General features: G+C 43.1%; 25 protein-coding genes. 11 read left to right on the top strand and 14 right to left on the bottom strand.

The features are described 5' to 3' along the window. Positions 1-111: 111 nt before the first annotated feature. The 12 genes from B5X60_RS07285 to B5X60_RS07230 form a co-directional block, all read right to left on the bottom strand. The gene (locus B5X60_RS07285; RefSeq protein WP_079701934.1) at positions 112-609 is read right to left on the bottom strand and encodes a DinB family protein; all 498 of its coding nucleotides are present in this window, start codon (positions 607-609) and stop codon (positions 112-114) included. A 100-nt stretch (positions 610-709) separates the two neighbouring features. Further along, positions 710-2,947: a xanthine dehydrogenase family protein molybdopterin-binding subunit gene (locus B5X60_RS07280; RefSeq protein WP_079702344.1), complete on the bottom strand. Its 2,238-nt coding sequence runs from the start codon at positions 2,945-2,947 to the stop codon at positions 710-712. Between the two features lie 2 nt (positions 2,948-2,949). Then, entirely contained in the window at positions 2,950-3,945 is a 996-nt protein-coding gene (locus tag B5X60_RS07275) for an FAD binding domain-containing protein (protein WP_079701933.1), read from the bottom strand. Next, positions 3,932-4,420: a (2Fe-2S)-binding protein gene (locus B5X60_RS07270; protein ID WP_079701932.1), complete on the bottom strand. Its 489-nt coding sequence runs from the start codon at positions 4,418-4,420 to the stop codon at positions 3,932-3,934. The genes B5X60_RS07275 and B5X60_RS07270 overlap by 14 nt, the downstream gene beginning before the upstream one ends. After that, positions 4,401-5,285, bottom strand: coding sequence for an SMP-30/gluconolactonase/LRE family protein (locus B5X60_RS07265; protein WP_139377390.1), 885 nt, complete (start codon positions 5,283-5,285; stop codon positions 4,401-4,403). The genes B5X60_RS07270 and B5X60_RS07265 overlap by 20 nt, the downstream gene beginning before the upstream one ends. 73 nt (positions 5,286-5,358) lie before the next feature. After that, complete coding sequence (locus B5X60_RS07260) at positions 5,359-6,156, bottom strand: DUF1835 domain-containing protein (RefSeq protein WP_079701931.1); 798 nt, start codon at positions 6,154-6,156, stop codon at positions 5,359-5,361. 64 nt (positions 6,157-6,220) lie between these two features. Beyond that, positions 6,221-7,351, bottom strand: coding sequence for an acyltransferase family protein (locus B5X60_RS07255; protein WP_079701930.1), 1,131 nt, complete (start codon positions 7,349-7,351; stop codon positions 6,221-6,223). A 138-nt stretch (positions 7,352-7,489) separates the two neighbouring features. Then, the gene (locus tag B5X60_RS07250) at positions 7,490-8,251 is read right to left on the bottom strand and encodes a TIGR03915 family putative DNA repair protein (protein WP_221406209.1); all 762 of its coding nucleotides are present in this window, start codon (positions 8,249-8,251) and stop codon (positions 7,490-7,492) included. Positions 8,252-8,269: 18 nt separating this feature from the next. Beyond that, complete coding sequence (locus B5X60_RS07245) at positions 8,270-9,523, bottom strand: putative DNA modification/repair radical SAM protein (RefSeq protein WP_079701929.1); 1,254 nt, start codon at positions 9,521-9,523, stop codon at positions 8,270-8,272. A gap of 95 nt (positions 9,524-9,618) precedes the next feature. Next, complete coding sequence (locus B5X60_RS07240) at positions 9,619-9,870, bottom strand: hypothetical protein (RefSeq protein WP_079701928.1); 252 nt, start codon at positions 9,868-9,870, stop codon at positions 9,619-9,621. 31 nt (positions 9,871-9,901) lie between these two features. Then, positions 9,902-10,444, bottom strand: coding sequence for an SRPBCC family protein (locus tag B5X60_RS07235; protein ID WP_079701927.1), 543 nt, complete (start codon positions 10,442-10,444; stop codon positions 9,902-9,904). Between the two features lie 10 nt (positions 10,445-10,454). Further along, positions 10,455-10,955, bottom strand: coding sequence for a hypothetical protein (locus B5X60_RS07230; RefSeq protein WP_079701926.1), 501 nt, complete (start codon positions 10,953-10,955; stop codon positions 10,455-10,457). Positions 10,956-11,114: 159 nt separating this feature from the next. On the opposite strand from B5X60_RS07230, the gene B5X60_RS07225 reads away from it, so the two are divergent. The 9 genes from B5X60_RS07225 to B5X60_RS07185 all read left to right on the top strand — a co-directional run bounded on the left by B5X60_RS07225 (position 11,115) and on the right by B5X60_RS07185 (position 19,983). After that, positions 11,115-11,693 (top strand): YbhB/YbcL family Raf kinase inhibitor-like protein, encoded by a 579-nt coding sequence (locus tag B5X60_RS07225; protein WP_079701925.1) that lies wholly within the window; start codon positions 11,115-11,117, stop codon positions 11,691-11,693. A 176-nt stretch (positions 11,694-11,869) separates the two neighbouring features. After that, entirely contained in the window at positions 11,870-13,120 is a 1,251-nt protein-coding gene (fucP, locus tag B5X60_RS07220; protein ID WP_079701924.1) for an L-fucose:H+ symporter permease, read from the top strand. Further along, positions 13,117-13,446: an L-rhamnose mutarotase gene (locus B5X60_RS07215; protein ID WP_079701923.1), complete on the top strand. Its 330-nt coding sequence runs from the start codon at positions 13,117-13,119 to the stop codon at positions 13,444-13,446. Before fucP ends, B5X60_RS07215 begins: the two co-directional genes overlap by 4 nt. After that, positions 13,446-15,122, top strand: coding sequence for a UxaA family hydrolase (locus tag B5X60_RS07210; protein WP_079701922.1), 1,677 nt, complete (start codon positions 13,446-13,448; stop codon positions 15,120-15,122). Before B5X60_RS07215 ends, B5X60_RS07210 begins: the two co-directional genes overlap by 1 nt. 17 nt (positions 15,123-15,139) lie before the next feature. Continuing rightward, on the top strand, positions 15,140-15,904 hold the full coding sequence (locus B5X60_RS07205; RefSeq protein ID WP_079701921.1) for an SDR family NAD(P)-dependent oxidoreductase: 765 nt from the start codon (positions 15,140-15,142) through the stop codon (positions 15,902-15,904). A 72-nt stretch (positions 15,905-15,976) separates the two neighbouring features. Continuing rightward, entirely contained in the window at positions 15,977-16,834 is an 858-nt protein-coding gene (locus B5X60_RS07200; protein ID WP_079701920.1) for a fumarylacetoacetate hydrolase family protein, read from the top strand. Beyond that, positions 16,821-17,657: an amidohydrolase family protein gene (locus tag B5X60_RS07195; RefSeq protein ID WP_079701919.1), complete on the top strand. Its 837-nt coding sequence runs from the start codon at positions 16,821-16,823 to the stop codon at positions 17,655-17,657. The genes B5X60_RS07200 and B5X60_RS07195 overlap by 14 nt, the downstream gene beginning before the upstream one ends. A 35-nt stretch (positions 17,658-17,692) precedes the next feature. Further along, positions 17,693-19,201 (top strand): sulfatase family protein, encoded by a 1,509-nt coding sequence (locus B5X60_RS07190; RefSeq protein WP_079701918.1) that lies wholly within the window; start codon positions 17,693-17,695, stop codon positions 19,199-19,201. After that, positions 19,201-19,983 carry an L-fucose dehydrogenase gene (locus B5X60_RS07185; protein WP_079701917.1) on the top strand — a complete coding sequence of 261 codons (783 nt, stop codon included), beginning with the start codon at positions 19,201-19,203 and terminating at the stop codon, positions 19,981-19,983. Before B5X60_RS07190 ends, B5X60_RS07185 begins: the two co-directional genes overlap by 1 nt. A gap of 80 nt (positions 19,984-20,063) precedes the next feature. Here the strand turns inward: B5X60_RS07185 and B5X60_RS07180 are convergent, their stop codons facing one another. Further along, positions 20,064-21,422, bottom strand: a complete 1,359-nt coding sequence (locus tag B5X60_RS07180; protein ID WP_170878399.1) for a putative oxidoreductase C-terminal domain-containing protein — start codon at positions 21,420-21,422, stop codon at positions 20,064-20,066. A 185-nt stretch (positions 21,423-21,607) separates the two neighbouring features. Between B5X60_RS07180 and B5X60_RS07175 the strand changes: the two genes are divergently transcribed. Beyond that, complete coding sequence (locus B5X60_RS07175) at positions 21,608-22,753, top strand: glycoside hydrolase family 18 protein (protein ID WP_139377389.1); 1,146 nt, start codon at positions 21,608-21,610, stop codon at positions 22,751-22,753. Between the two features lie 368 nt (positions 22,754-23,121). Here the strand turns inward: B5X60_RS07175 and B5X60_RS07170 are convergent, their stop codons facing one another. Further along, positions 23,122-24,018, bottom strand: coding sequence for a serine hydrolase (locus B5X60_RS07170; RefSeq protein WP_079701914.1), 897 nt, complete (start codon positions 24,016-24,018; stop codon positions 23,122-23,124). A 131-nt stretch (positions 24,019-24,149) separates the two neighbouring features. Here B5X60_RS07170 and B5X60_RS07165 point away from each other — a divergent pair, with 131 nt between their 5' ends. Further along, positions 24,150-25,634, top strand: coding sequence for a M14 family zinc carboxypeptidase (locus B5X60_RS07165; RefSeq protein WP_245803475.1), 1,485 nt, complete (start codon positions 24,150-24,152; stop codon positions 25,632-25,634). The last annotated feature ends 99 nt before the right edge of the window (positions 25,635-25,733 follow it).

Genomic DNA, 25,733 nt, shown 5'->3' with positions numbered 1-25,733 from the left:
TCGCTGGTGGAACGGCAGATTGTTCTTTGACATATCGAGCCCAAAGATTTGACGGTTGACGCAAACGAAAGCCGCTCCGGAACAGTTGAACTCCGGCCAACTCACATTAATCTACAAAGCGCTGATAATCTTTTTTAATTGATTGTTATGGCGCATGGTATGAAAATTTATAAAACTTAGCCATTCAAATCTTGTCAGACAGCCATTTGCAGGAAATGCGAAATCCAGGCATAACAGCGAAAGGTCATCATTTTCTGCGATCGCCATGAGCGCATTAGTGCGGGTGCGGAGGCCCTGAAGCATCTTTTCCTTTTCGATGGGCTCATTGGAAGGGATAATGAAATCCGGTGATTCCATCTTAGTCTCAAAATTTAAAAATATATCTTTCAACCCCTGCACGTTTTGGTCATACGGCCTGCTTGGAGCTTCGGTTCTGCCTTTCAGCACGTTTACAGCATCATAAGATTTGAATAAATGATCAGCTAATTGGCCTGGAGTCCAGCTTCCTTCAAATGGAACTGAGTTGAATTTCTTCTCGTCAATAGAGGACAACATTGAGATCAATTCTCTAAAAGTTTGTTCAACTTCCTGCTTTAATGAATTCGACATGGCATTATTTGATTTTACGACATAAAATTAAAGCTAATACTGATCGTAGGGCTTGTTCAAACAAGCCAAAAAAGAGGGGCAATTGCGACAAGCAAATGACTTAGGCCATCAATTGATCAAGCGTAATTGGGAGATTGTTGATTCTTTTTCCTGTGGCATGAAAGATAGCATTTGCTATGGCCGGAGCTACTCCGACGATGCCGATCTCACCAATTCCCTTTATCTGCAGATCATTCACGATTGTATCATTCTCCTCGACGAAGATGACTTCCAGTTTATTGATGTCTGCGTTGACCGGGATATGATATTCAGCCAAACTCGAATTCATGATCCTTCCAAAACGGTGATCCATAATAGTTTCCTCCCGGAGAGCCTTGCTGATTCCCCAGACCATTCCACCCAGAATCTGGCTTCGTGCAGTTTTGGGATTGATTATCTTACCTGCCGCAACAACATTGAGCATACGGGTTACTTTAACCAGGCCAAAGTCTTCGTCAACTTCTACCTCAACAAATACTGCGCTGTGCGCACAACGCACATATTTTCGCTGCTTCAAAACACGGGGAAAGCCAGTGTTCCTGCTTTTTATCTCTTTTTGCCCGGTTGCCGCTACGATGGCTGAGAGTGATAATACTTGATCTGTCGTGCCCTTGATCCTGATCGAATCATTTGCAAATTCAACGTCATCTGTTGTTGTTCCCTTAAACATCTCAGGCTTAAGCTTCTTAGCTTGTTTAAGTAATTTACCCTGCAAACCGAGGCAAGCCGCCTTTACAGCCATCCCAACGGAGGCTGCTGTAAAGGATCCGCCCTGAATAGGGGCGAAGGGCATTTTGGTATCCCCTAATTGAAATTCTACATTGTCGATACTCATCCCCATACCATCTGCTGCGATTTGAGCCATTACAGTATAGGTGCCCGTGCCGATATCGGCAGTAGCACTGCTCACGATCAATTTTCCATCAGCCCGAAGCAGGCATTCGGCGCGTGCCGGCAGATGATTAGCGTCCCATAATCCCACAGCCATTCCCCAACCGACAAGCTTCCCATCTCTTTTCATCGATCGGGGTTCCGGATTTCGCTTGTGCCAACCAAAACTTTCGGATCCTTGACGGAAGCATTCTTTAAGGTCTTTACTGGAATAGGGCTTGCCGCTACTGTCGTCGTGATCAGAATAATTTATCATCCTGAATTCGATAGGGTCGATTTTAGCTGCAAATGCCAGCTCATCTATGGTGCACTCAATCGCGTGGAGGCCAGTTACGCCTCCAGGGGCCCTCATATCCATAGGACTGGCAACGTCGAGGGGGACCAATTTATAATCCAGACTTACATTTGCAGACGGGTAGATCATATTAGCCCAGTTCACTACTGTTTCTGAATAATCTTCAAATCGTGATGTTTCGCCTATTGCCGTATGGTTCAGCGATTGGATCTTTCCGGCGCGATCTGCTCCGAAATGCGTGTCCTGTACCGTATAAGGTCTATGGCCAAAACTGAACATCTGATGCCGGTTCATGCTCACCCGAACAGATCGTTTTAAATCTAGGGACGCCATAACTGCCAGAAATAACTGGTGCTGGGGGCGGAGCGCTGATCCGAAGGCACCGCCAACGTATGGTGAAATAACCCGTACATTTTTGAAAGACTTTCCGAATACATTTGCAACATACAGCTGGGAATTTACGGCGCCTTGCGTTTTATCGTAAATAGTCAGCTTGCCGCCCTCTTCATACATTACTGTCGAAGAGAACATTTCCATGGGATTATGGTGCTCCATGCCGTGGATAAACTTGCCAGAAGCTTTGAAAGCCGAACTTTCGAATACTTCGTCAGCATTACCTTTAGGTTTAGGCGGACCAGGTTTAAAGAACGAAGCTAAACCCTTTTTGGGCTTCCTTGCCGCATCTAAATTTGCCATCAGGTCGGTATGATGATCTTCCGTATCATAATCGATCTCCACAAGCGTGGCGGCGTACCTCGCAAGTTCGAAACTTTCGGCGACAACCAATCCAATTGGCTGGCTGTTATACCTGATTTTTTTATCGTGCAGCGGTTTGAATGGAATCCCGGGGGGAGCATCCATATCCGCATACTTTAAGTCCAGCCATGCTGTATTCTTACGGTTCTTGTAGGTGAAAACTTTTACGACACCTGCAAGTGCAGTAGCTTTTTCCGTCCTGATGGTTTTAATCTCGCCCTTTGTAATTGTGCTGTTGATGATGTATCCATAAAGCAGATTGGGGGCATTGAATTCTGCCGCGTACTTAGCTTCTCCGGTGACTTTTGCATAGCCGTCTACGCGGTTTATTGGCTTACCAAAGTAATCGTTCTTCATGCTCATACCTGAGATTGATTTACGGCCTTCAGCCCATTACGAACGATTGCTCTTTTAGCGAGCTCTATCTTGAACGTATTGTGTTCATAGCCTTTTGCTTCTTTAAGAATAATATCAGCGGCTATCGCAAAGTTCTGTGCATTTGGCTGATTATCCTTGAGATATCCTTCCGCCTCACTATTCCTCCAGGGCTTATGGGCTACGCCACCAAGAGCTATCCTGGCATCTTTAATTAACCCGTTTTCTATTTTAAGAGCAGTGGCTACAGATACGAGGGCAAATGCGTAAGACGTGCGGTCCCTAAGTTTAAGGTAGGAGTAATGCGAATCAAACCTTTCAGGAGGAAGATCGATCGAAGTTATAAGTTCGCCAGGCTGTAAATTATTATCCAATTCTGGTGTGTCTCCGGGAAGCCGATGGAAGTCGGCAAAATCTAATGTGCGGTCGCCATTTATGCCGCTGATGTTGAGGCTAGCACTGAGAGCAGCCAATGCAACGCACATATCACTGGGAAAAACTGCTATACAATTATCGCTAGCCCCAAGTATGGCATGAATGCGATTATAACCACCAAGGGCGGAACATCCGCTCCCGGGATCTCGCTTGTTGCATGGGGTTGCAACGTCGTAAAAATAATAGCATCGCGTACGCTGCAACAGGTTGCCTCCATTTGAAGCCATATTTCTAAGCTGGGGTGAAGCACCGGCGAGAATTGCTTGCGAAAGCAAAGGGTATTTTTTTGCGACGATTGCATGGTAGGCAGTATCCGCATTTTTTGCGAGAGCTCCAATGCGGAGGCTGCCGTCCCTTAGTTCTTCGATCTGCCCAATACCCTGGATTTTGTTTACGTCTATTAGGGTATCCGGCCGGGATATATTCTCCTTCATCAGGTCGATGAGGTTGGTTCCTCCAGCGATAAATTTGCTCAGGATGTGGGACTGTGAAAGACTGGAAGCTTCAGCCGTGCCTTTCGCCACCAGATAATTAAAGGGGACCATTTTTACCCTCCTTTACTTCCATGATGGCATCAACAATATTCGTATATGCGCCGCAACGGCACAGATTACCACTCATTAGCTCCTTAACGTCCTCCCTGGTATTTGCATGCCCTTCATTTAACATCCCCACCGCCGAACATATTTGCCCGGGTGTGCAATAGCCGCACTGAAAAGCATCATGGTCTATAAAAGCCTGCTGAAGCGGATGAAGCTGAGTTTCAGCGAGCCCTTCAATGGTAGTGATCACAGCCCGATCATACATAACGGCAAATGTCAGGCAAGAGTTAATCCGCTTCCCGTCAACCAGAATAGTGCAGGCTCCACATTGCCCGTGATCACATCCCTTCTTAGTCCCTGTGAGATTTAAATGCTCGCGCAAGACGTCCAGCAAACTAGTCCAGGCCTGAACCTGAACCAGCGTTTCTTTGCCATTGATATTTAGAGTAATTGAATGGCTACTTAACTTCGTATGCAACTATCGTATTTTTAAAGAATGTTGGTACATAAACGGTCTTGGTTTCTTTATCAAAACCAATGTCTGCTGTATTTTTTTGGGCCGCCCTGGTGTCAAGCAGCATCTCTTTGGTTCCATCAGCGTTAATATACCAGATAAGGCCTTCCCAGCACGAAATGATATAATCACTGCCTATTACATTCTCTAGTCCGTCAGCGTTTCCATCCAGTCCGTCTGTAATTTTAGTTAAGGTCCTGTCAGCATTGACCTTGTGCATCGCCTGATTGTCCAGCACAAAAATATCGGTTCCATTGATGAACAATCCATTGGGGCCATTCAGATTGTCGAGAAACACTTCAGACTTGCCCTTTTCAAAACGAAAAACCCGTTTTCCTGGCGAATCAGAGATGTAAAGCACACCCTGACCGTCAACAGCAATATCATTCAGTCCTACTGCACCTGCAATAGGAACTTTTTGTTCAATTTTACCTGAAGCAATGTCGATGATGACAAGGTTTGTCAGATCGGCAGCATATAATTTCCCGTTAAACATCCCCAAGCCTTTGGGAGATTCCAGTCCGGTAACCCATTCGGCAGAAATTACTTTTCCATCGAGATCAACCTTACCGATCGACCCTTTCCCATCAGCTTTCCATGGGTCCTGGCCATCTATATTTGAAACGTACAAAACTTTGTTTTGCCTGTCGAGTAAAACGGACTCTGGGACCTTCAATGAACTATCAGTTTCCCATTTGAGTACAAGCTCGTGTTTTGTGCTGTCACCCGTTGAAGTGCTATCTGCTGCTGATTCACTTGTCTGTGATGAATTACAGGCCGAAAATAGAATTGGCGATGCAGCAAGAAAAAAGAAAGTTGTGATTTTCATGATGTTAGGATTAGGTTAATTACGCTAATTTATATTTAATTCCGCAAGATATTTACCCAACACAGAAGAAAGCTCAGAGTTTTAATCTGACTGAATAATCACGTATTTCATAAAGAACCCCCTGGTAATCGAGTTTACCCATACGAACTAATTCTTTCAAGCGCCAGTTAAGATAAGAGCCGCATGCCGTTTGCCATTGATCAAAAATGTCTGCAAGTGTTTCCCCAACTATCCAGGCTGATCCCCGAAAATCGCTGGTACATCGCATAATAAGTTTATCGTCCAAATAATCGTCTCCAACATGCTTGATATCACCAAATTCCATTCTCAATAAAGAATCTGAATTTGATATTTCCACCCAATCGTTTATGTAGGTGTTTCGCTCAGCTTGGCCCAGAGATTCGAACAGCACATCAAGCTCAGCGATCTGTCCGGGACGTAGCAGGCCTACGTGAAGAAACGGAAACTCACCGATCGGATATTGCACAGTCTTTGGGTATCGTAGAATGAAAATATTAAGGTTAAGGTCGGATAATTCAAACATTAATCTTAAAAAGCCGAGATGACTTTTGGTATCCGCTCCGCACCAGATATAAATCGGTTGAGATGAGGTGATGGCCTTAATTATTTCATAGGTCGCCAGATCTGAACTAAGCAGGTAGGGAAGTGATGAGGTATGAGCACCGATTTCTGAAAGCCAGGCTGTTCTCGCTGTACGCCCATCCTCCATATGGATATCCCGTAAAGGGCCGATTGATAAATCTTCGTTGAGTGCGATGATTTCACCCGCCAATGCCGGATTAAACTCGAAGCTTTGTTTTACATACGATTCGGCAAAAGTTCCAAAAGTTATATGAATGGGTGAGGTCATTGGTTATGATTTTCCGTTAGCTTTTTGAACCGCGAAGGTACGACCAATTAGCTGGGACAATTTCTCACACCCGCAAAAATACTTTCTTTCTATAGAGGAAATATAAAAATGCCCATTGAACTAGTACAAAGCAAATTGCCTTTACCACCGCATCATAAGGTTCGCCTGTGAGCTGGAAAAGCCATCTGAAGACACCGTTGCTTGCATAATCCCAATCGATAAACCTGCCTGATATATAGATCAGGATTGAATTCATACCGATAATTTTAAAGAAGAATGCCCATCTGGTAAAACCAAGGGTATCAATTATATAGTAGAAAAGAGACAGCAACAAAAGGCTCCAGCCGCCTACATACATCACAAAAGAGCTGGTCCATAGATTCTTGTTTATGGGAAAATCGAGGTTCCATACCTGCCCGATGATCAGACAGACAATTCCAGCAAGCGCCATGTAAAGCGCTTTCTTCTGCCGGGATTCCACACCATATTTGAGCAGTCCACCAGTCAGGATTCCGAGTAAAGCTGTTCCGATCGACGGGATCACTGACACTAACCCTTCAGGATCATGAATTTTTAGATACAGTCTTCCTGGCAGAATTGAGCGGTCAATGTAAGATGCGAAATTACCTTCCATTGTTAGATCGCCCGGTGCAAAGCCTGGAGCCGATGTAAACTTCAACAAGAGCCAGTAACCTATGAGCAGTCCACCAAACCAGATCATTTGTCCGGTTCTTTTGGTATATAAAAAAATAATATTAGCGAACATGTACGCAAGTCCAATTCGCCCCAATACGCTGCAGAACCGGAATGCATCAACACTGTCGCGCAGACGCAGGCCATTATTGTAAATTACGCCCAGCAGCACGAGTACCAGACCCCTTTTTATAACCCTTATGAGAAGTTCGTTGCGGCTTTTCCCATTTTCAAGTTCGCGTCCTACAGAGTAGGGGGTCGCAACACCCGCTAAAAACAGAAATAACGGAAAGATAAGGTCATAAAAAGCGAAGCCATGCCAGTCAGGATGAGTCAGTTGGTCGGCCATCGTTACCCAAAGAGGGAAGCCTGTAATCTTCGCCAGGCTGTGGAAGATTTCTTCGGCCCCCATAATCCAGAACATATCGAATCCGCGGAGAGCGTCTAATGAGTAAAGTCGTCCTGCGTGAGCTTCGACTGCAGCTGTTTCTGATCTTTTCATCCCCTGATAAGAAATAAATTAAAATGACTGTGTTTATTTTCTGTTATCGAAGGTGTAAAAAAATAACTTAAAAGAAAAGAGTGGGAGAAGTCTGTAAGTAAGAATCAATTACGGCGAATCTGCGGATCTCTTGAACTGCTAATCAACCAATTTCTCGGTTAGATGCTTCCAGTACCGTCGCGGTACATGCATTAGATGGAGTTTAGTGTTTTTTCGTTCGGTGATGTTAACGTGGGCAAAGTATTCCTGCCATAATTTTTGATACAAAGGCTCGTCGTCAGAAAAAATATTTTTGCCTTTTTTTTCTGCCCCGGTACGGTCAATAATTACTTCTGACACTACTTCGAGATCATAATAGATTCCATAATTTCTTTTAAGATCAAATATTAACCAGCGCTGATCAGCATACCGGTTCTTAAAGTGCTTAGCAATCAACGGAAGAACATTGAAATCCGGTTCGATTGTGGCGAAGTAAAGGTCATCCCGGGTTAGTTGAAACCGGATAAAAGCTTCCATTCTATGTTTTTCCCGATGGACCATCCGATCAACTTTACTAATCCGCAAAACTGATGGTATTGCATACGCTTGTTCGGGTGATTCCGGCATGTCAAATGCTAGTCGGATAAACGTGCAGATCGAACTTCCAATATCGGGCAATTCTGACAAATAGCAGGTGTAGAGTCGGTGCATTGCTTTTTTCGAGATTCGAGTAGCCAGCCCGTCCCAGACTCTTCTTGCGCGTAGCTCATCTGAAACAACTTTATTCACTTCGCTAAATGCATCAGGCATAAAGCGACTTTCAGATACAACGGCAATTTGATCTAGCTTTTTTGCATAAACCTCATAAACACAACAAAGAAGGCCTATCCATGTGCCATCATATACTAAAGTGTTCATCATTTTTAAAACTTCCTCGGTTTAAAATAGAGCAAGCTGTTCTGTATTGTTTCTTAGATATTTACTATGAGATTCTGCAAGGATAAATTGCCTGATTTTCATCTCTGTTAAATCTCGTCGCTCGAACTGATTGCTGCTGCAGATAATGAAATATTTAGCCCGGTTGAGAGCTACGCCAATCTTTTTAAGATTTTCCCAGGTTAGTTTTTGGAATCTGCGGGCCTGTGTAATTTTATGCGCAGACTGCATACCAACTCCGGGGATTCTAAGGATCTGTTTTATGTCTGCTTTATTGATGTCAACGGGAAAGCAGTTCAGGTTTCGCAAGGCCCAGCTCAGCTTAGGATCTATATCCAGATCGAGGGTGGGATTATTCTCATTCAGTAGCTCTCGAATATCAAACCCGTAAAAACGCATTAACCAATCGGTCTGGTAAAGGCGATTTTCTCTAACCATTGGAACTGCGGTGCCAATAACAGGCAAGCGTTGATCATTGCTAATCGGAACATAACCCGAATAATAAACGCGTTTAAGATTGAAACGCTTATATAATTTATTAGCGGTATACATAATGTCACGATCAGTTTCCGAACCTGCGCCAACTATCATCTGGCTGCTCTGGCCTGCAGGTACAAAAAGGGGAGCGCTTTTAAAGAGCTTTTTCTCATCTTTCTTGGAAATGATTTCGTTTTTTAGATACTCCATGGGCATGATCATGTCTTTTCGATCTTTGTCCGGAGCAAGCAATTTTAGTCCGCTTTCCGTTGGAATCTCGATATTAATACTTAAACGATCAGCATACAAGCCAGCTTCATGCATAATTTCGTCGCTTGCTCCAGGAATCGACTTTAAGTGAATATATCCGTTGAATTTGTGTTCTGTGCGCAATTTTTTTGCAACCTGAACCATTCGCTCCATGGTGTAATCTGCATCCTTGAAAATGCCGGAGCTTAAAAAAAGGCCTTCAATATAATTTCTGCGATAAAAATTAATGGTCAGGTCGACCACTTCCTGCACAGTAAATGATGCACGCTTGATATCGTTACTTTTCCTCGTTACGCAGTATGCACAATCGAAAATGCAGACATTGGTAAACAGGATCTTTAATAGCGACACACAGCGTCCGTCTTCTGTATAAGTATGACAGATTCCATTCCCAGTATCCCCAAGGCCCTTATTTTTATTTTTGCGTGTGCTTCCGCTGGATGAACATGAAACATCATATTTAGCAGCGTCCGAAAGGATACGAAGCTTCTCAACTATTCGGTCAGACATAAAGCAAAAATACTAATAATTTTAGTATTTTTGCTTTATGAAGTTGCAATATCAACTCCTTTTGGGAATAGCTAGTGAATAGAAATTTGACGAGTCTATTTGGGACACTCATGCCTGGAGAAAACGTCCACTTCATCCTCAAGTACCTCAGCGTGAAAGCCAGACTCGTTAAGGATGTCGATAATATGTTTTGGATCTACCTCTGTTTCACATTTTACTCGTAAGATGCGATCACGGTCTTCGAGATCAAAATTAACGCTGTAGTTTGAAAATGTCCTTTCCAATTTCTCAATTAGCCTGCCGGCATCATCAAAATCTTCAATATTTGTTTTAAAGACTTCTACCATGGAGGGTTTTCACGTTTCGATTTACCTTCGTTTAACTATGTGAATACGTTTTTTCCAATATCCTTTTCAATGTGGTAAGACTCGTATCCATATCCTTTACCAGCATTTTTTTCATAAAAAGGGTCATTAAATTCATTGGGTATTTCTGCGTGCCTTCCATCGACCAATTTACTTTGGTTTGATCAGAGCTAACACCTTCAGTGTTCAACCGAGTTTGTGCGACACCCTTGAAAGGCTTTTCAAAGCGGATTTCAATATCGACGTTTTTCCCTTCAACGATATCTACAATTTCCTGTTCTCCTTTCCCTGCGCTTTTATTTTCACTGTCCCAGGCATAAATAAATCCAATGGAACCATCAGTCCCACGAAAGTCTGTTTTTTTGTCAGGATCACTCATTACCCATTTACTGTAAAAGTCCTGATTTCTAAGGTATCTGACATAGTCAAACACTTCCTCCTTAGGTCTATTTATAATTATTTCACTTTCGACACGATAGGTTTTGCTGACAAATAAGGCTGCGACTAAAATTAACACCAGCAACGCAGCGATGATTAATAGAATGTTTACAATCATAAATAAGAAATTACATATATTTCATCGCTTCATAGCCAAGAAGCCTTCTCCATAAAGCTATCTGCCCGATGCAATTTGCTTCCCTGTAGGTTACAAAAGTGATCATATCGAAAAGGGGAAATTGCATCCCGGGCATTTCTATATTTTTATCAAGCTGTTCGTCGGTCGCTTTAATAAGTAGTTCCCTCAAAATCGGACTGATCTCTTGCCAATCGTTCTTGAATTGCTCAAGAGATGGGTATTGTAAACCATCCTTTATTCCCTGGTTATCTTTAAATAACTGATCTGCCTGTTGTTTATATGATGTCGATTTATCGATATCACAAGCAAGTTCGCATCGCTGCTGAACCAAGCTTCCCGCCAGCCAGGCAATGTGATTAGCCTTTGTCTCAAGGCGGGAATGCGCGTCTTTATCGGATATTCCTTCAAGAGCACTAATGAAGAATTTGGTTTGCATATCATAAAGGGCAGGAATTGTCGCCATTCTGATACTTTTCGTTTTTACGTCCATATAATACAGATTGTTTAAACAAATCTAATTAAAAGGACCGCCGTCAAATGGGGTTGAATAAGACATTCTAAAGGGTTAATTGCGACATGCACTATAAATTGTGAGAATTATTTGGGAACAGGTATCTAATGACTATTTTGCTTTTCAAAATAAAACCACATGAAAAATATCCTCGCAGGAATATTGATATTAATTTCCGCTTCGAACGTTACAGGACAAACACCTGTAGCGCCTTCAATTATGGCTCTAGCCACGCCAGCTTTTCCCGATGGGGGTATTATTCCGGTAAAATTTAGTCAGGCAGCGCCCGGAGCGGCACCAGGAGAGGGCACTTCGCCCGCATTAAGCTGGGCCGACGTCCCTGCAGGAACACAAAGTTTTGTACTTCATATGCATGATCTTGATTTCGTGAGAAATAAAACCACGGATGACCAGGTACATTGGCTGGTTTGGAATATTCCTGCTGATTCCAGGGGCTTTCCGGAGGGATTGCCTAAAGGGGCAACGTTGCCGGACGGTAGTTATCAGATCAGCGTAACAGGACTGGTTTATCGGGGACCCGGAGCAGCAGCAAATGGCCCGGTTCATCATTACGTTTTTGAGCTTTTTGCACTTGATAAAAAACTCGATGTAAAGCCTGCTGCCGATGCATTTGAATCACGGAAATTGGTTATGGAAGCCATGCAGGGACATATTTTGGGACGCGCAGCGTATGGGGGAAGATTTAAGAGGCCTTGATGGGTTGAGAGTTGAGAGTTGAGAGTTGAGAATTGAGGTTGAGAATGGAGAGAACTCCCAAGCTAGTGCAATAGGTGTGTGTCTTTAAAGCTCATAGCTTTCTTCGACCTAATAGTTAAAACAGATTACCCATAGCTATTTATTATTATTGTAATGCTGATTTCAACAGCCACGAGATGACAAAAAATAAATATTTCTTTCCGCTGGTAATGGTCACATCCCTTTTTTTTATGTGGGGATTTGTACATAATCTCGATCCGATCCTGATACCGCACTTAAAGAAATCGTTCAGTTTGACTAACCTTCAGTCGTCATTGGTCGATTCGTCGGTTTTCATTGCTTATTTGTTGATGGCCTTGCCAGCTGGTTACCTGATGAAAAGGTTCGGCTACAAGGCTGGAATCATTACAGGATTGCTATTATTTGCAGTAGGATCTTTCCTGTTTATTCCAGCGGCAAATACCCAGTTGTATGAATTTTTTCTGGCAGCATTATTTGTCATAGCATGCGGTCTTACAATTCTGGAGACAGCAGCAAATCCCTACGTTTCTCTGCTTGGGGATCCGGCGACCGCAACCCGCCGTCTGAATTTCGCACAATCTTTTAACGGGTTGGCGGCTACCCTGGCTCCCATTATCGGAGCGCGGATAATACTTACAAAGGGCTACCCTGATGCAGAGCTCAACGCGATGTCGGAATCTGCAAGACAAGCAGCGTTAGCATCCGAGGCATCAAGTGTTAAAGGACCTTATCTTATTTTAGGCAGTATCATCCTTATAGTCGCCATCATATTTTATTTCATTCGTTTACCTGAGATTGAAGAAAGCTCCGAGAAAACGGAAAGCAAAAATGTATTTCACGCGCTGCGCCATAAACATCTTAGCTGGGCAGTTGCAGCACAATTTTTTTATGTCGGAGCTCAAGTATGTGTTTTTAGCTTTTTTATTTTATATGCTGTTGATGTAGCAGGACTGGACAAAGTCATCGCGGCCAACTATCTTGGTTGGGGCTGCGGATTAGCTTTTATGATAGGACGCTTTTTTGGTGTTTTCCTGATGCGGTATATGCTCCCTGAACGTTTACTTGCCTTATATTCACTGATTTGTATTGCACTATCACTCATTGCTGTTTTTGTGTCAGGCATGCCAGCGGTATACGCTGTTGTCGGCATCGCATTTTTTATGTCTGTGATGTTTCCGACGATTTTTTCGCTTGGAATTAAAGGGTTGGGAAGGGACACTAAGTTTGGCAGTTCTTTAATAGTGATGTCGATAGTGGGAGGGGCAATTCTGCCACCATTATTTGGATATATCAGCGATATTACCGGCGATATCAGGTACGGACATCTGGTTAGCCTGTTATGCTTTGCTGTGGTTTTGGCTTTTGCCTTGACGGGCCATAAGATCGTTAAACCTAGGACGGTATGAACAGATATTGCCTTACGCTGGACTTAAAAGACGACGCAGACCTGATCCGTGAATATGAGCGATTTCATGCTAATGTTTGGCCTGAAATAAAGGATAGTATCCGTTCATCAGGGATTGAAAGTATGCAGATTTACCGATTTTTAAACCGGCTTTGTATGATCATGGATGTTAATGATAATTTTAGTTTTGAGCTAAAATCGGCTGCAGATGCAGATAATCCTAAAGTACAGGAATGGGAAAATCTAATGTGGAAATTCCAGCAACCTGTTCCAGGATCAAAAGCTGGTGAGAAGTGGGTGTTGATGAATAAAATTTTTGAATTGTAATGGACACAGAATTAAAAGGTAAGATAAAACATCAGTTTCTGCAGATCCATGAGAGGGATAACGTTCTCGTTGCTCTTCAGGATCTGTCGCAGGGGACTAATATTGCATTTAGAGGCGAATCGTTCTATCTCGTTACCCCGGTAGCATCCAAGCATAAGTTTGCTGTTCAATCGCTGGAAAGGGACGACAAGGTTTTTATGTATGGTGTTCTGGTTGGCAAAGCTTCTACTAAGATCGAACGTGGCGAAGCCCTGACTGTTAATAATGTTTACCACGCATCTGATGATTTTGTGCTTGGCGACCGTAAGCTTGATTGGAATCAACCCGACACGAGCAAATTTATTCAAAGAACGTTTCAAGGGTATCACCGAACTGATGGCTCGGTGGGCACATCAAATTACTGGCTCGTTATACCCCTTGTGTTCTGCGAAAACAGGAATATAAATGTCTTGAAGGAGGCTCTTGACGAAAAATTAGGATATAAACGAACCAAAAGTTACGAGAACGAAGTAGAGGGTTTGATCTCCCTATATAAAACCGGAAAGTCAACAGAGCAGATCCTTAATGCTGATATGCAAAGTACTCCAACAGGCGATCGTAAAACGCGACTTTTCCCTAATGTGGATGGCATTAAATTCCTTACACATGATATGGGTTGCGGAGGTACTCGTACGGATTCGGATGCCTTATGCGGATTAATTGCCGGATATATTACCCATCCAAATGTGGCTGGTGCTACCGTGCTAAGCCTGGGATGCCAGCACTCGCAAATAAGCATACTTCAGGATGAAATAAAAAAACGAGACCCTGAGTTCGCGAAACCCCTGGCAATCCTTGAACAGCAAAATCTGGGCACAGAAACCAGGCTGCTTCAGGAAGCTTTGAAGCAAACTTTTGCCGGGCTGATCGAAGCGAACAAAGTTACACGTCAGCCGGCGCCGCTTGCAAAGCTTTGTATAGGTCTTGAGTGCGGCGGCTCAGATGGCTTTTCAGGAATTTCCGCAAATCCGGCTTTAGGATATCTTTCTGATATTCTTGTAAGCCTCGGTGGTTCTGTTATCCTTTCCGAGTTTCCCGAGCTGTGCGGTGTTGAGCAGGAGCTGAGCGACCGGTGTGTAGATGAGATAACGGCTAATAAATTTATGCACCTGATGCGGACATACAACGCCAGGGCAGAAGCTGATGGTTCTGGGTTTTACGCTAATCCATCACCCGGAAATATCAGAGATGGCCTGATAACGGATGCCATAAAATCAGCCGGAGCTGCAAAAAAAGGCGGAACATCCCCCATCACCGCGGTTCTGGATTATCCCGAAAAGGTAAGCAAGCCCGGTTTGAACCTACTGTGCACACCGGGGAGTGATGTGGAAAGCACAACTGCCGAAGTTGCATCTGGAGCGAATATTGTCCTCTTCACTACCGGTCTCGGAACGCCAACAGGTAATCCCATCGCACCAGTTATCAAACTCAGCACCAACACAAGAACTTTTCTGAAAATGCCTGATATTATCGATATTGATTGCGGTCCAATCATCGACGGCCTTGAGACAATTGAAGAGTCGGGTATCCGTATCCTGGATTATGTGATCAGCGTGGCAAGCGGGGATGTTCAACCTAAAGCCGTACAGTTGGGGCAAGATGATTTTATTCCATGGAAAAGAGGAGTGTCACTTTAGTATTCAAATAATTAAATATGTTCAGTTTAAAGGGTAAATCGGCAATTATAACAGGTGGTGGCAGCGGCATTGGCAAAGCAATCTCCGTGCTTTTCGCTGCACAGGGAGCACATGTGCACATTGTTGAATTGAACTCTGAGTCGGGCGAAATAGTTGCAGGGGAAATCAGGTCGAACGGAGGACAGGCGTCTGTACATTCCTGCGATGTCTCTGACCAACAAAAGGTAGTAGCGCTTTTCAAGGGTATAGAAAAAATAGATATACTGGTAAATAATGCTGGCATAGCGCATGTCGGGAAAGCGGACACTACCTCTGCTGAAGATTTTGAGCGGGTTTATAATGTTAATGTCAAAGGCGCATATAACTGTTTGTTCGCCGCCATTCCCATCATGAAAAGCCTTGGTGGCGGAGCAATCGTCAACCTGGCTTCAATTGCGGCGATCGTGGGTCTTTCCGACCGGTTCGCGTACTCGATGAGTAAGGGAGCAATTTATGCGATGACCCTTTCTGTAGCCAAAGATTACCTTGGGCATAATATTCGATGCAATAGTATTTCCCCGGCTCGCGTGCATACTCCATTTGTAGATGGTTTTATCGCGAAAAATTATCCGGGGAAAGAGGATGAAATGTTTGATAAGCTCTCGAAAAGCCAACCCATTGGTCGGATGGCTAAACCTGATGAGGTGGCCAGCATGGCCTTATACTTATGCTCGGACGAGGCGAGTTTCCTGACCGGGTGCGATTACCCTGTGGATGGCGGCTTTATTAAATTGAATACCTGATAAGGGTCTAACATTTGTTTATACATAAATCTAATAGCGGCCTACCGCTTAATAGCATAAAAATCAACAACAATGAAGTTAATACGATGGGGCAATCCCGGTAATGAGAAAACGGGCGTCATTATCAATGATCTGAGGTACGATACATCGGGTTTTGGTGAAGATTATAATGAGGATTTTTTTGAGAATGATGGGCTGGAACGCCTGCGCGGGTACTTAAAAGCTAATGATGGGAAGCTACCTGTCGTTAGTTCTGACGAACGTTTGGCAGCTCCGTTTGGCAGACCCTCAAAAATTCTTTGTATTGGTCTTAATTATGCTAAGCACGCTGCGGAAACCGGCGCGGCAATTCCTGCAGAGCCGATATTATTCATGAAATCCACCACCTCTCTTGTTGGTCCAAATGATGACATCATTATCCCAAAAGATTCTCTGAAGACAGATTGGGAGGTGGAACTTGCTTTTGTAATTGGCAAAAGGGCGAGCTACGTATCAGAGGAGGAAGCTATGGATTATGTGGCCGGCTATTGTCTCCACAATGACGTGTCAGAGCGCGAATATCAGCTTGAGCGCGGAGGAACCTGGGATAAGGGCAAGGGTTGTGATACGTTTGCCCCTATGGGACCTTTCCTTGCTACAACTGATGAGGTTCCAGACCCTCATAATCTTAGACTGTGGCTTAAGCTAAACGGTGACATTCTACAGGATAGCAATACCGACGACCTGATTTTCAATATTCCTTTCCTGGTATCCTATGTAAGTCGGTTTATGACGCTGCTTCCAGGTGATGTAGTTTCAACGGGGACTCCAGCAGGCGTAGGATTGGGGCTTAAACCCCCGGTTTTTTTGAAAGAAGGCGATGTGGTTGAGTTAGGTATCGAGGGCCTGGGTGAAGCCAGACAGGTTGCAAGAGCCTATGTTAAAAGTTGATTCACATCAGCATTTTTGGATTTTTGATCCTCTGAGAGATAAGTGGATTACCCACGATATGGAAAATATTCGTCGAGATTTTCTTCCGGAGGATTTGAAACCTATACTTCAGGATAATGATATCTCAGGATGTATTGCAGTTCAGGCAGACCAGTCTGAGCAGGAAACGAAATTTTTGCTTGACCTGGCTGAATATAACGACTATGTGCTAGGGGTTGTAGGCTGGGTTGATTTACGCGCTGGCAATCTGAGGGAGAGGCTTGAATACTATAAAACGTTTTCAAAACTTAAGGGTTTCAGGCATATAGTGCAAGCAGAAGGCCCGGGTTACATGGTTGATCCGGTGTTTTTGAGGGGTATCCGTACTTTGACGGACTATGGTTTTGCATACGATATTCTGGTCCGCTCAGAACAGATTTCAGAGGCATCAAAGCTTGTTGAATTAAACCCCGATCAAAGGTTTGTGCTGGATCACATAGGGAAACCACTGATCAAAAAAGGTGAAATTAGAGACTGGGAGAAAGAAATCCGGCAATTTGCATCCTACGACAATGTTTCTTGTAAACTTTCAGGTTTGGTAACAGAGGCAGATATTGAACATTGGAAATACTCAGAAATACTTCCTTATATGGAGATCGTGCTGAATGCATTTGGCGCGAACCGAGTGATGTTCGGAAGTGACTGGCCCGTGTGCAAGTTGGCGGCAGAATACGGTGCAATATGTGATGTCATCTCGTCTTTTTTAGAACCGCTAAGCAGCTCTGAAAAGCAATTTATTTGGGGGCAAACGGCCCTGGAGTTTTATAGACTTGAATTGAATTAGTATTCATTAAATTTAGATTGCTTTACTTATTTACTATGAAGAAAATCCTATTTGTTCTAATGTGCTTGTTCCTTGCTGATGAAGTAGCAGCCCAAACTCCATATAATGTTGTATTTATCCTGGCAGATGATCACCGTTACGACGCAATGGGATTCATGAACAAATTCAAGGGGCTGAAAACGCCGAACATGGACATGATGGCAGCTCAGGGTGCACATATTAAGAATGCTTTCGTTGCAACCGCGCTTTGTTCGCCCTCAAGGGCAACAATACTTACGGGCTTATATCCACATGCACACGCGGTAGTTGACAACCAATCACCTGTTCCTGAGAGCCTGCGATTTTTTCCAGAATACCTTAAGCAAAGTGGTTATCAAACTGCATTCCTCGGCAAATGGCACATGGGGGTTGAGGGGGAAAAGAAACAGAAAGGTTTCGACTATTGGGTAAGCTTCAGAGGGCAGGGAGTTTATTATAATCCTACTCTATTTATTAACGGCGAAACAAAAACCTTCAGGGACAGTTCGTACGTTACCGATCTGTTAACTGATTACACCATAGAATTTCTGGAGAAACGTAACAAGGCCAAGCCTTTTTTTATTTACTTGTCGCACAAAGGCGTACATGATGGTTTTCAGGCCGCGAAGCGACACAAGGGAATGTACAAGAACTTGACTTTTGAAGCACCGCCGTCAATGTTTATTACCGCGACGGACTCTGCTAAGTATCTGGATCTTTGGAAGGAAAAAGGCAATATGAAATCTCAAGGGGGGTATCCGGTAAATCAAAACGATATTCCGAACTGGGTTAGGCATCAAAGATATTCCTGGCATGGCGTGGATTTCATGTATCACGGTGCGCGGACCTTTATGGATTTTTATCCTGCCTATCTGGAAACCCTTATGGGGGTTGATGAAAGCATTGGGACCGTTATTGGTTATCTAAAGAAGAACGATCTGATGAAAAATACAGTGGTTTTTTACATGGGTGATAACGGATTCAGTTTTGGAGAACATGGCCTGATCGATAAACGACATGCCTACGAAGAGTCCATGCGTGTGCCATTTCTAGTTTATTCACCCTCAATGATACAGCCGGCAACCCAAGTGGAACAAGTGGTTCAGAATGTTGATATAGCACCAACAATATTGGAGATGGCGGGTGTAAAGAAGCCTGCGAATTTCCAGGGAAGTTCATTTCTGCCTTTATTGAAAAAGCAAAACATTGCCTGGCGGGATCGCGCCTTTTATGAATATTATTGGGAATATGATTTTCCGCAAACTCCTTCTATGTTTGCTGTAAGGACAGATCAATATAAATACATTTACAACTACGGGATTTGGGATACGAATGAACTGTATGATCTCAAAGCAGATCCTTATGAAATGAACAACCTCATCAATAAACCGGAACACAAACAACGAGCTCTTGGTTTCAGGAAAGAAATTTTTGAATGGCTTGAAAAAACGGGCGGAATGCAAATACCTCTCCGGCCACTTGGAAATCAAAGCAGGTCAGATCATATTTTTAAAGGCAGATACTAATGGATCTTCAACTTAAAGATAAGGTCATTATCGTTACCGGTGGTGCAAAGGGAATTGGCGAAGGCATAGTAAGAGTTTTGGCCTCAGAAGGCGCAATACCTGTTGTAGTTGGGCGAAACTTATATGATAACCAGAAAGTTGTTTCAGAAGTCGAAACGACCGGCGGGAGAGCCTTTCAGGTCGTGGCCGAATTAAGCGACCCAAAACAATGTGAGGATGCTGTAAGGGCAGTAATCAAAGAATTTGCGAAAATAGATGGCCTGGTAAATAATGCAGGTGTAAACGACGGTGTTGGTCTTGAAAGTGGGAACTATGAAAAATTTGTTGAAAGCTTACACAGAAACCTCATTCATTATTATCTCATGGCTCACCATGCGCTGCCTGAACTGAAAAAATCAAAAGGTGCAATTGTTAATATCGGGTCTAAAACTGCTGAAACGGGGCAAGGAGGTACTTCTGCCTACGCTGCTTCCAATGGCGGCCGCAATGCGCTTACCCGCGAGTGGGCAGTAGAGCTTCTTCATGAAGGGGTCCGTGTAAATTCGGTCATTGTAGCTGAATGCTGGACACCTTTATATGAAAGCTGGATCAGGACAGTGCCAAATCCTGAGCAAAAGCTTCAGGAAATTGTTCAGAAAATTCCATTGGGGAATCGTATGACAACTACCAGGGAAATAGCAGATACTGTTGCGTTTTTACTTTCAGAAAGATCCAGTCATACCACCGGGCAATTGATCCATGTGGATGGAGGTTATGTGCACCTCGACCGGGCTTTGGGCTAGGGATCAAGAATCAAGAATCAAGAATAAAGAACCAGGAACCTAGAACAAGAATCAAGAAACAACAGCGAGTAATCAAGAGGCTATTCTCGTTTTGCTATCTTAAGCGCCTCAATCGTTGTGAAATATTTTGCTCTCATATTTGGAGCTTCCCATTCAGGCATCCTGCCCTCTTTGATGTAACTGATGGCTACTTCGGCTGAGTTGGTGCGTTGAAAAGCCCCTGGTTTTATCTGCCATTGATCACCAATCCGAATGAACTCAGTCCCCGGATATTTTGCCTGTAGTTGTTGCTCTGCGGTTTTAATATATTTAGCAAACTCATCAAGGTCAGTATATTTCCCAGGTTTGACAAACAGTGTGGCTTTATACTGTTCTGCTGCCCCCTGGCGGATTTCCAAATCTGCCTTTGTGCCGCGCATAAGGGAATAGTGGGTGTCACTGCTTCCAGGCGGCTCTTTGTAATTCCACAAGACGGTGACTTTTGAATGAATTCCCTTGATTGTATAATTAATTTCTCCATTTGAATAGACAGAGAGAATGCTGTCTTTGAGATCTTTTTTGAGATATTCGGGGTACTTATTGAGCTTTGTTACCAATTTGAACTCCGAAGGCGTTAGCCTGGATGCCCACTCTCTGGACGAAATCACTTTGATATCAGTTTTATAATCCAATGATTTACCAGGAAAGCTGAGCCATTGATTAAGGTCAACAAGATGGGTACTTACATCTACGATTCCATGTCCCTGCTGGTTCACGTCGAAAAACCAACCTGGCCTGACTGCCGTTTGACCGGCTGGTCCCTTCAAATAATGGTGGAGGTTCGCCTGCACCAGGGCAGGGTTTTCCAACGTGCCCTTTTGGAGGCTTCCAAATAGTTCGGGAATTTGAGAAAGTTCCTTTTGCAGAATGTTGCTGATGTCATACCGCAGATCCATAGGATCAAACAGAACAACTTTTTTGCGCGCAGCTGTAGCAAATGATTTTTCCAGTGATTTAAAATCATTGATGGCCATTGGCTTATCTGCTATCACATGAAAGCCTGCGTCAATGGAGCGTGTTATATACTCGGATTTTTTGCTGTTATTCCCCGAAATTAGAACTGCATTACCTTTTTTATCAGCTATCATCCTTTCCAGGTAGTCAGAGTGGGTATACATTACCAGTTTCCAGTTGGTCGGATTTGATTTCCTGTTATTACCGCGTTCGATAGCATTTATATATTGCTGTACATCCGGGCCTGCAGGCGCATAAACGTGTACTTCCTGATCTATCGCAGGATTCATCGTTCCCTGCATAAAGGTTGCATGGCCGTGGCCCGGATCAAGGATAATCAATTTTACAACCGGGGAATCAACTGTGTTGATTAAAAAACTAACGTTAGTAGTCCATATTACCCCAATGCAAACAATTAACGCTAAGGATTTTCTAAAAAATTTCATTTTGAACATAATCTAGATGAAAATATGAAATACTAACTCAATAGAATAAAGATTCTCACCTTTAATCTTTCAGGCAATAAATTATCGTCAATATTGTGACATCAAAAGGCATTGAACTATTTGTATATTAGTCACCTACAGCATTCATCAGCAAGTTTTATTGAATATTAACACTTATAAAAATTATGATAGCAAAGTTTTTTCAAGCCTCGAAAATTGCATTAATAATCATCATGGCTATGTGGTCGGCCAGCTCATTTGCACAGGTCAAAAAGAAGAAATACATTGTTAATGGATATGTCGGCGGCTATAGGGGGCTTGTTAATGCAGATGAGATTGATGCTGCAAAGCTGACACACATCAATTATGCGTTCGTGAATGTAAAGGATAGCATGGCCTTTTTAACAAATCTTAAAACAGATTCAACAAATTTCCGCAAGCTCAACGAGCTGAAAAAGATCAACCCGGATCTTAAGATTATTCCATCGATTGGCGGCTGGTCATGGAGTGAGAACTTTTCGGATGCGGTGTTAACTCCATCATCAAGGAAGAAGTTTGCCAAAAGCAGTGTCGATATTGTTAGAGAGTATAAATTAGACGGAGTAGATATCGACTGGGAATACCCAGGAATGCGTGGCGAAGAAGGGAATGTCTACCGGCCTGAAGACAAACAGAACTTTACGATGATGTTCGAAGAGATTCGCGCGGAGCTAGATAAACTTTCAGCTGAAACAGGTAAAAAATACTTGCTTACTGCTGCTGTTGGGGGTTCGAAGTCTTTTGTCAATAATACGGAGATGGACAAGGTCGGCAAGATCCTTGATTACATCCTTATCATGACTTATGATTATGGTGGCCGAAATGTTTCCCATCACACGAATCTTTATCCTTCCAAAGGACAGGAGGGTGGAAGTTCAGCCCATCAGTCAGTCGTTGATTTCATGGCAGCTGGAGTCCCGTCCAATAAAATTGGTTTAGGTGCGGCATTTTATAGTCGTAGTCGCGAAGCAACAACGACTGATCAGAATGGTCTGTTGCAGGCGTCGGTTAGTGGATCTAAAGCCGTGGCCGGTCAGGGCGGCGGATATACGAAGATGAAGGACGAATTTATTGACCAGAAAGGTTACAAGAGATATTGGGATAAAGCTGCTCAGGCGCCTTATTTATTTAATCCTGAAAATAAGGTATTCCTTACATATGATGATGAGAGATCTATTCAGAAAAAAGCTAAATACATCAAGAAAAACAAACTAGCTGGAATCTTTTTCTGGGAATATTTTAATGATCCGAAAGAATACTTATTGACAGAAATTGACAGGGTCCTGCCGTAGTGAACAAAGAGCAAAGATTAAAGAACAAAGACAAGTGGAACAGATTTGAGTTTCTATTTGTCTTTTAATTAGAGGGAACTGTGGTAAAGTATGTGGTAACGAGTGGGGATCGAGGTTCCCACTCAATGAACAATGCCCTTTCATAGAGAAAGTCGGTTAGCTGAGGTTCCCGCTTTCGCGGGAAGGACAGGTTATTTCATTAAAGAGAGGGGAAGATGTGGGCTGCCCGCAGCAGCCCATATCTTCCCCTCTAAATTCCCAAATGCGCTTTGTCATCCCGGCGCAGGCCGGGACCTCAAATAGCTATTTGTATCTCCCAAACACAGCCTTCTATTCTTTAGCCTTTATTCCTCGCTCCTTTATCCTTACTAACTCCCGACAAAGTAATCATAAACCATCTTGCTCACATTTGCCATCGCAGCTACTCCAGCCTTATCATCCGTCATTTCTTTAGAAAGCAGCACCAATACATATTTCCTTCCATCCGGTAGATAAACGATTCCTGCATCATGGTTAATACCTTTGATCCAGCCGGTTTTATGTGCCACTTTTACGTTTTTTGGAAGCTGAGCAGGGATCTTATCATTAAACGCCTGGTCGAGCAGGATTTTAATCATAGCATCTGACGACTTTTTATTTACGATCTTTCCCGTTGCCATAGCTTCAAAAATGAGCATCTGATCATAAGCAGTAGTGGTGTTATTCATTCCTTTTTGAAACGCTTTGCTGTCTTCTACACCACGCAAAACCTGTATGTCGTGCGCTCCCAATTCACGCATGGTTTTGTTGGCGTTCTGGGCCCCGACCAGATCAATAATAATATTAGTCGCAAGATTACTGCTCTTAATGATCATCAGGTAGAGGAGATCATATATGGGAAGTTTAGTGCCGACTTTAGTGTAGAGTAATGAATCACTGTCGTCGCCAGCGTCAAGCGAGTACAAACTGCCGTCAACTATACTTTTAAATTCATTCTTGACTAGTATCGGCTGGTCGATGTTGAATTTTCCTGCTTCAGCTTGCTTATATGCTTCGATCAGTACCGGAGTTTTCATTGTGCTGGCCGCATGGAAGTTTATTCTTTCATTTATCAGTATTTCTTCGCCTGTTTGGATATTCTTGAAAGCAATACCAAAAGTCCCTTTTTGTTTCGCAAGTTCTGCCTTAATCTGTTCTTTGAGCTTTTCGGGGTTCATTTTCGGGTTCAGGGTAGGCAAGATCATCACTGAAAGAGTAAGTAGGATAGCTGATACGGTTGTGGTCATAATAATTTAATATAATTAAAGATACAATTGTATTTTTATCTGATAAAGCCACCAAACATTAAATTCTTGTATGATATTATTCAGAAACAAGTTTTAATCAGGAGCCATAAACATTAAAAACGTACAATCAGATGAAAATTAGATTATTGGTATTTTTTAACCTCATGCTTGTCACCTCTCATATTGCGATGTGCCAGAGTTCATCACAAAATAGTGTTGCGATAGAGAAGATCTGGGGACAATATGACAAGTATAAAGAGCCTGCAATTAAAAACAGGTTTATGAAACACGCGGAAATGATGCCTTTGATACAGAAACACGTCGATTCGAAGTTATTATCCAAAGAAGAAATTGGAAAATCTGTACGCGGAAGAAGCATCAACCACCTAACAGCCGGCCGCGGTAAAACTAAAGTTTTGCTTTGGTCCCAAATGCACGGAGACGAATCTACAGCGACTATGGCCTTATTCGATGTGTTCAATTTCCTGAGTTCGAACGATGACAATAACGAGTTAAAGAGGCTGATCCTGGATAATCTTGAGCTTCATTTTGTTCCAATGCTTAATCCGGATGGTGCTCAGGCATGGAAAAGAAGGAATGACCTCGAGATTGATATCAATCGCGACGCACGTATGCAGGTTACTCCAGAAGGACGTGCCCTGATGGGCCTGGCAAAGAAACTTCAGCCTCAAATCGGGTTTAATTTACACGACCAGAACTACCTTTACTCTTCAGGGCGATCAAAGAATTCAGCTACAATATCTTTCCTGGCGCCAGCTTACAATTATCCGAAAGATATGAACGCTGTCCGGAAGCGGGCAACTCAGATCATCCTGTCGATGAATAAAGCCTTGCAAAGTAAATCGCCGGGAAACGTAGCGAAGTACAATGATGATTTTGATCCGCGTTGTTTCGGGGATACTTTCCAAGGAATGGGAATATCAACAATTTTGATTGAGTCCGGTGGGTACTATCACGATCCGGAAAAGCAGTTCATCCGTAAACTTAATTTCCTGGCATTGCTTACGGCGTTCGAATCAATTGCCAAAGGCTCATTTGAAAAAGAAGATATCAAAGATTACGACGCGATCCCCGAGAATGATAACTCCTTGTATGACGTTTTCGTGAAAAATGTTATGATTACCAAGGAAGGGCAGGAATTTATAACTCATTTGGGTGTAAATAGATCGCAGATCCGGGCATCAGATAATTCCGCCATGACCTACAGCGGGCGCATTGCTGAAATTGGCGATCAGGAGCTTGTTTTTGGATATGATGAGATTGATGCTAGTGGTTTGAAATTTACTCCCGCAAAAGTCAAAACAATGACTAGAGCAGAATGGGATAGACTAACCCCTCAACAAGAACTTGATTTGATAAAAGAAGGGTATCTTTTTGTTAAATGGTCGGATGGCCAGTCTCCAACTGGAGCGATAAAAAATCGCTTGTTAAATCTTACAAACAATGCTGAAAACACAGTTCAGTCAGCAAGTATAGGTCAGAATGCGCAGTTCCTTCTTTCCAAGGATGGTAAACCGGTATTTGCTGTCGTGAATGGTTATAAGGTGGACTTAAGTCAGCCGGCAAAAGTGTTGGTTAATACGTACGGCTATTAGCTTTGAGCTTTGGAGTGAAGCATACAAAATGGGGCAGCGATAAATTCACTGCCCCATTTTTATTTAATATCAGTATAATTTGCCCGAAGCTCACAGCTC

This window comes from Daejeonella lutea, from assembly GCF_900168015.1.
Lineage (GTDB): Bacteria > Bacteroidota > Bacteroidia > Sphingobacteriales > Sphingobacteriaceae > Daejeonella > Daejeonella lutea.
This window is presented reverse-complemented; position numbering and strand designations above follow the sequence as displayed.

Bases quoted from the DNA above. Each gene is read 5' to 3' on its own strand.
- B5X60_RS07240 (WP_079701928.1), bottom strand. From the start codon at position 9,870: ATGGTAGAAGTCTTTAAAACAAATATTGAAGATTTTGATGATGCCGGC.
- B5X60_RS07180 (WP_170878399.1), bottom strand. From the start codon at position 21,422: ATGAAATTTTTTAGAAAATCCTTAGCGTTAATTGTTTGCATTGGGGTA.
- B5X60_RS07185 (WP_079701917.1), top strand. From the start codon at position 19,201: ATGGATCTTCAACTTAAAGATAAGGTCATTATCGTTACCGGTGGTGCA.
- B5X60_RS07195 (WP_079701919.1), top strand. From the start codon at position 16,821: ATGTTAAAAGTTGATTCACATCAGCATTTTTGGATTTTTGATCCTCTG.
- B5X60_RS07280 (WP_079702344.1), bottom strand. From the start codon at position 2,947: ATGAAGAACGATTACTTTGGTAAGCCAATAAACCGCGTAGACGGCTAT.
- B5X60_RS07210 (WP_079701922.1), top strand. From the start codon at position 13,446: ATGGACACAGAATTAAAAGGTAAGATAAAACATCAGTTTCTGCAGATC.
- fucP (WP_079701924.1), top strand. From the start codon at position 11,870: ATGACAAAAAATAAATATTTCTTTCCGCTGGTAATGGTCACATCCCTT.
- B5X60_RS07225 (WP_079701925.1), top strand. From the start codon at position 11,115: ATGAAAAATATCCTCGCAGGAATATTGATATTAATTTCCGCTTCGAAC.
- B5X60_RS07230 (WP_079701926.1), bottom strand. From the start codon at position 10,955: ATGGACGTAAAAACGAAAAGTATCAGAATGGCGACAATTCCTGCCCTT.
- B5X60_RS07215 (WP_079701923.1), top strand. From the start codon at position 13,117: ATGAACAGATATTGCCTTACGCTGGACTTAAAAGACGACGCAGACCTG.
- B5X60_RS07265 (WP_139377390.1), bottom strand. From the start codon at position 5,285: ATGAAAATCACAACTTTCTTTTTTCTTGCTGCATCGCCAATTCTATTT.
- B5X60_RS07285 (WP_079701934.1), bottom strand. From the start codon at position 609: ATGTCGAATTCATTAAAGCAGGAAGTTGAACAAACTTTTAGAGAATTG.
- B5X60_RS07200 (WP_079701920.1), top strand. From the start codon at position 15,977: ATGAAGTTAATACGATGGGGCAATCCCGGTAATGAGAAAACGGGCGTC.
- B5X60_RS07235 (WP_079701927.1), bottom strand. From the start codon at position 10,444: ATGATTGTAAACATTCTATTAATCATCGCTGCGTTGCTGGTGTTAATT.
- B5X60_RS07175 (WP_139377389.1), top strand. From the start codon at position 21,608: ATGATAGCAAAGTTTTTTCAAGCCTCGAAAATTGCATTAATAATCATC.
- B5X60_RS07260 (WP_079701931.1), bottom strand. From the start codon at position 6,156: ATGACCTCACCCATTCATATAACTTTTGGAACTTTTGCCGAATCGTAT.
- B5X60_RS07275 (WP_079701933.1), bottom strand. From the start codon at position 3,945: ATGGTCCCCTTTAATTATCTGGTGGCGAAAGGCACGGCTGAAGCTTCC.
- B5X60_RS07255 (WP_079701930.1), bottom strand. From the start codon at position 7,351: ATGAAAAGATCAGAAACAGCTGCAGTCGAAGCTCACGCAGGACGACTT.
- B5X60_RS07190 (WP_079701918.1), top strand. From the start codon at position 17,693: ATGAAGAAAATCCTATTTGTTCTAATGTGCTTGTTCCTTGCTGATGAA.
- B5X60_RS07250 (WP_221406209.1), bottom strand. From the start codon at position 8,251: ATGATGAACACTTTAGTATATGATGGCACATGGATAGGCCTTCTTTGT.
- B5X60_RS07245 (WP_079701929.1), bottom strand. From the start codon at position 9,523: ATGTCTGACCGAATAGTTGAGAAGCTTCGTATCCTTTCGGACGCTGCT.
- B5X60_RS07165 (WP_245803475.1), top strand. From the start codon at position 24,150: ATGAAAATTAGATTATTGGTATTTTTTAACCTCATGCTTGTCACCTCT.
- B5X60_RS07205 (WP_079701921.1), top strand. From the start codon at position 15,140: ATGTTCAGTTTAAAGGGTAAATCGGCAATTATAACAGGTGGTGGCAGC.
- B5X60_RS07170 (WP_079701914.1), bottom strand. From the start codon at position 24,018: ATGACCACAACCGTATCAGCTATCCTACTTACTCTTTCAGTGATGATC.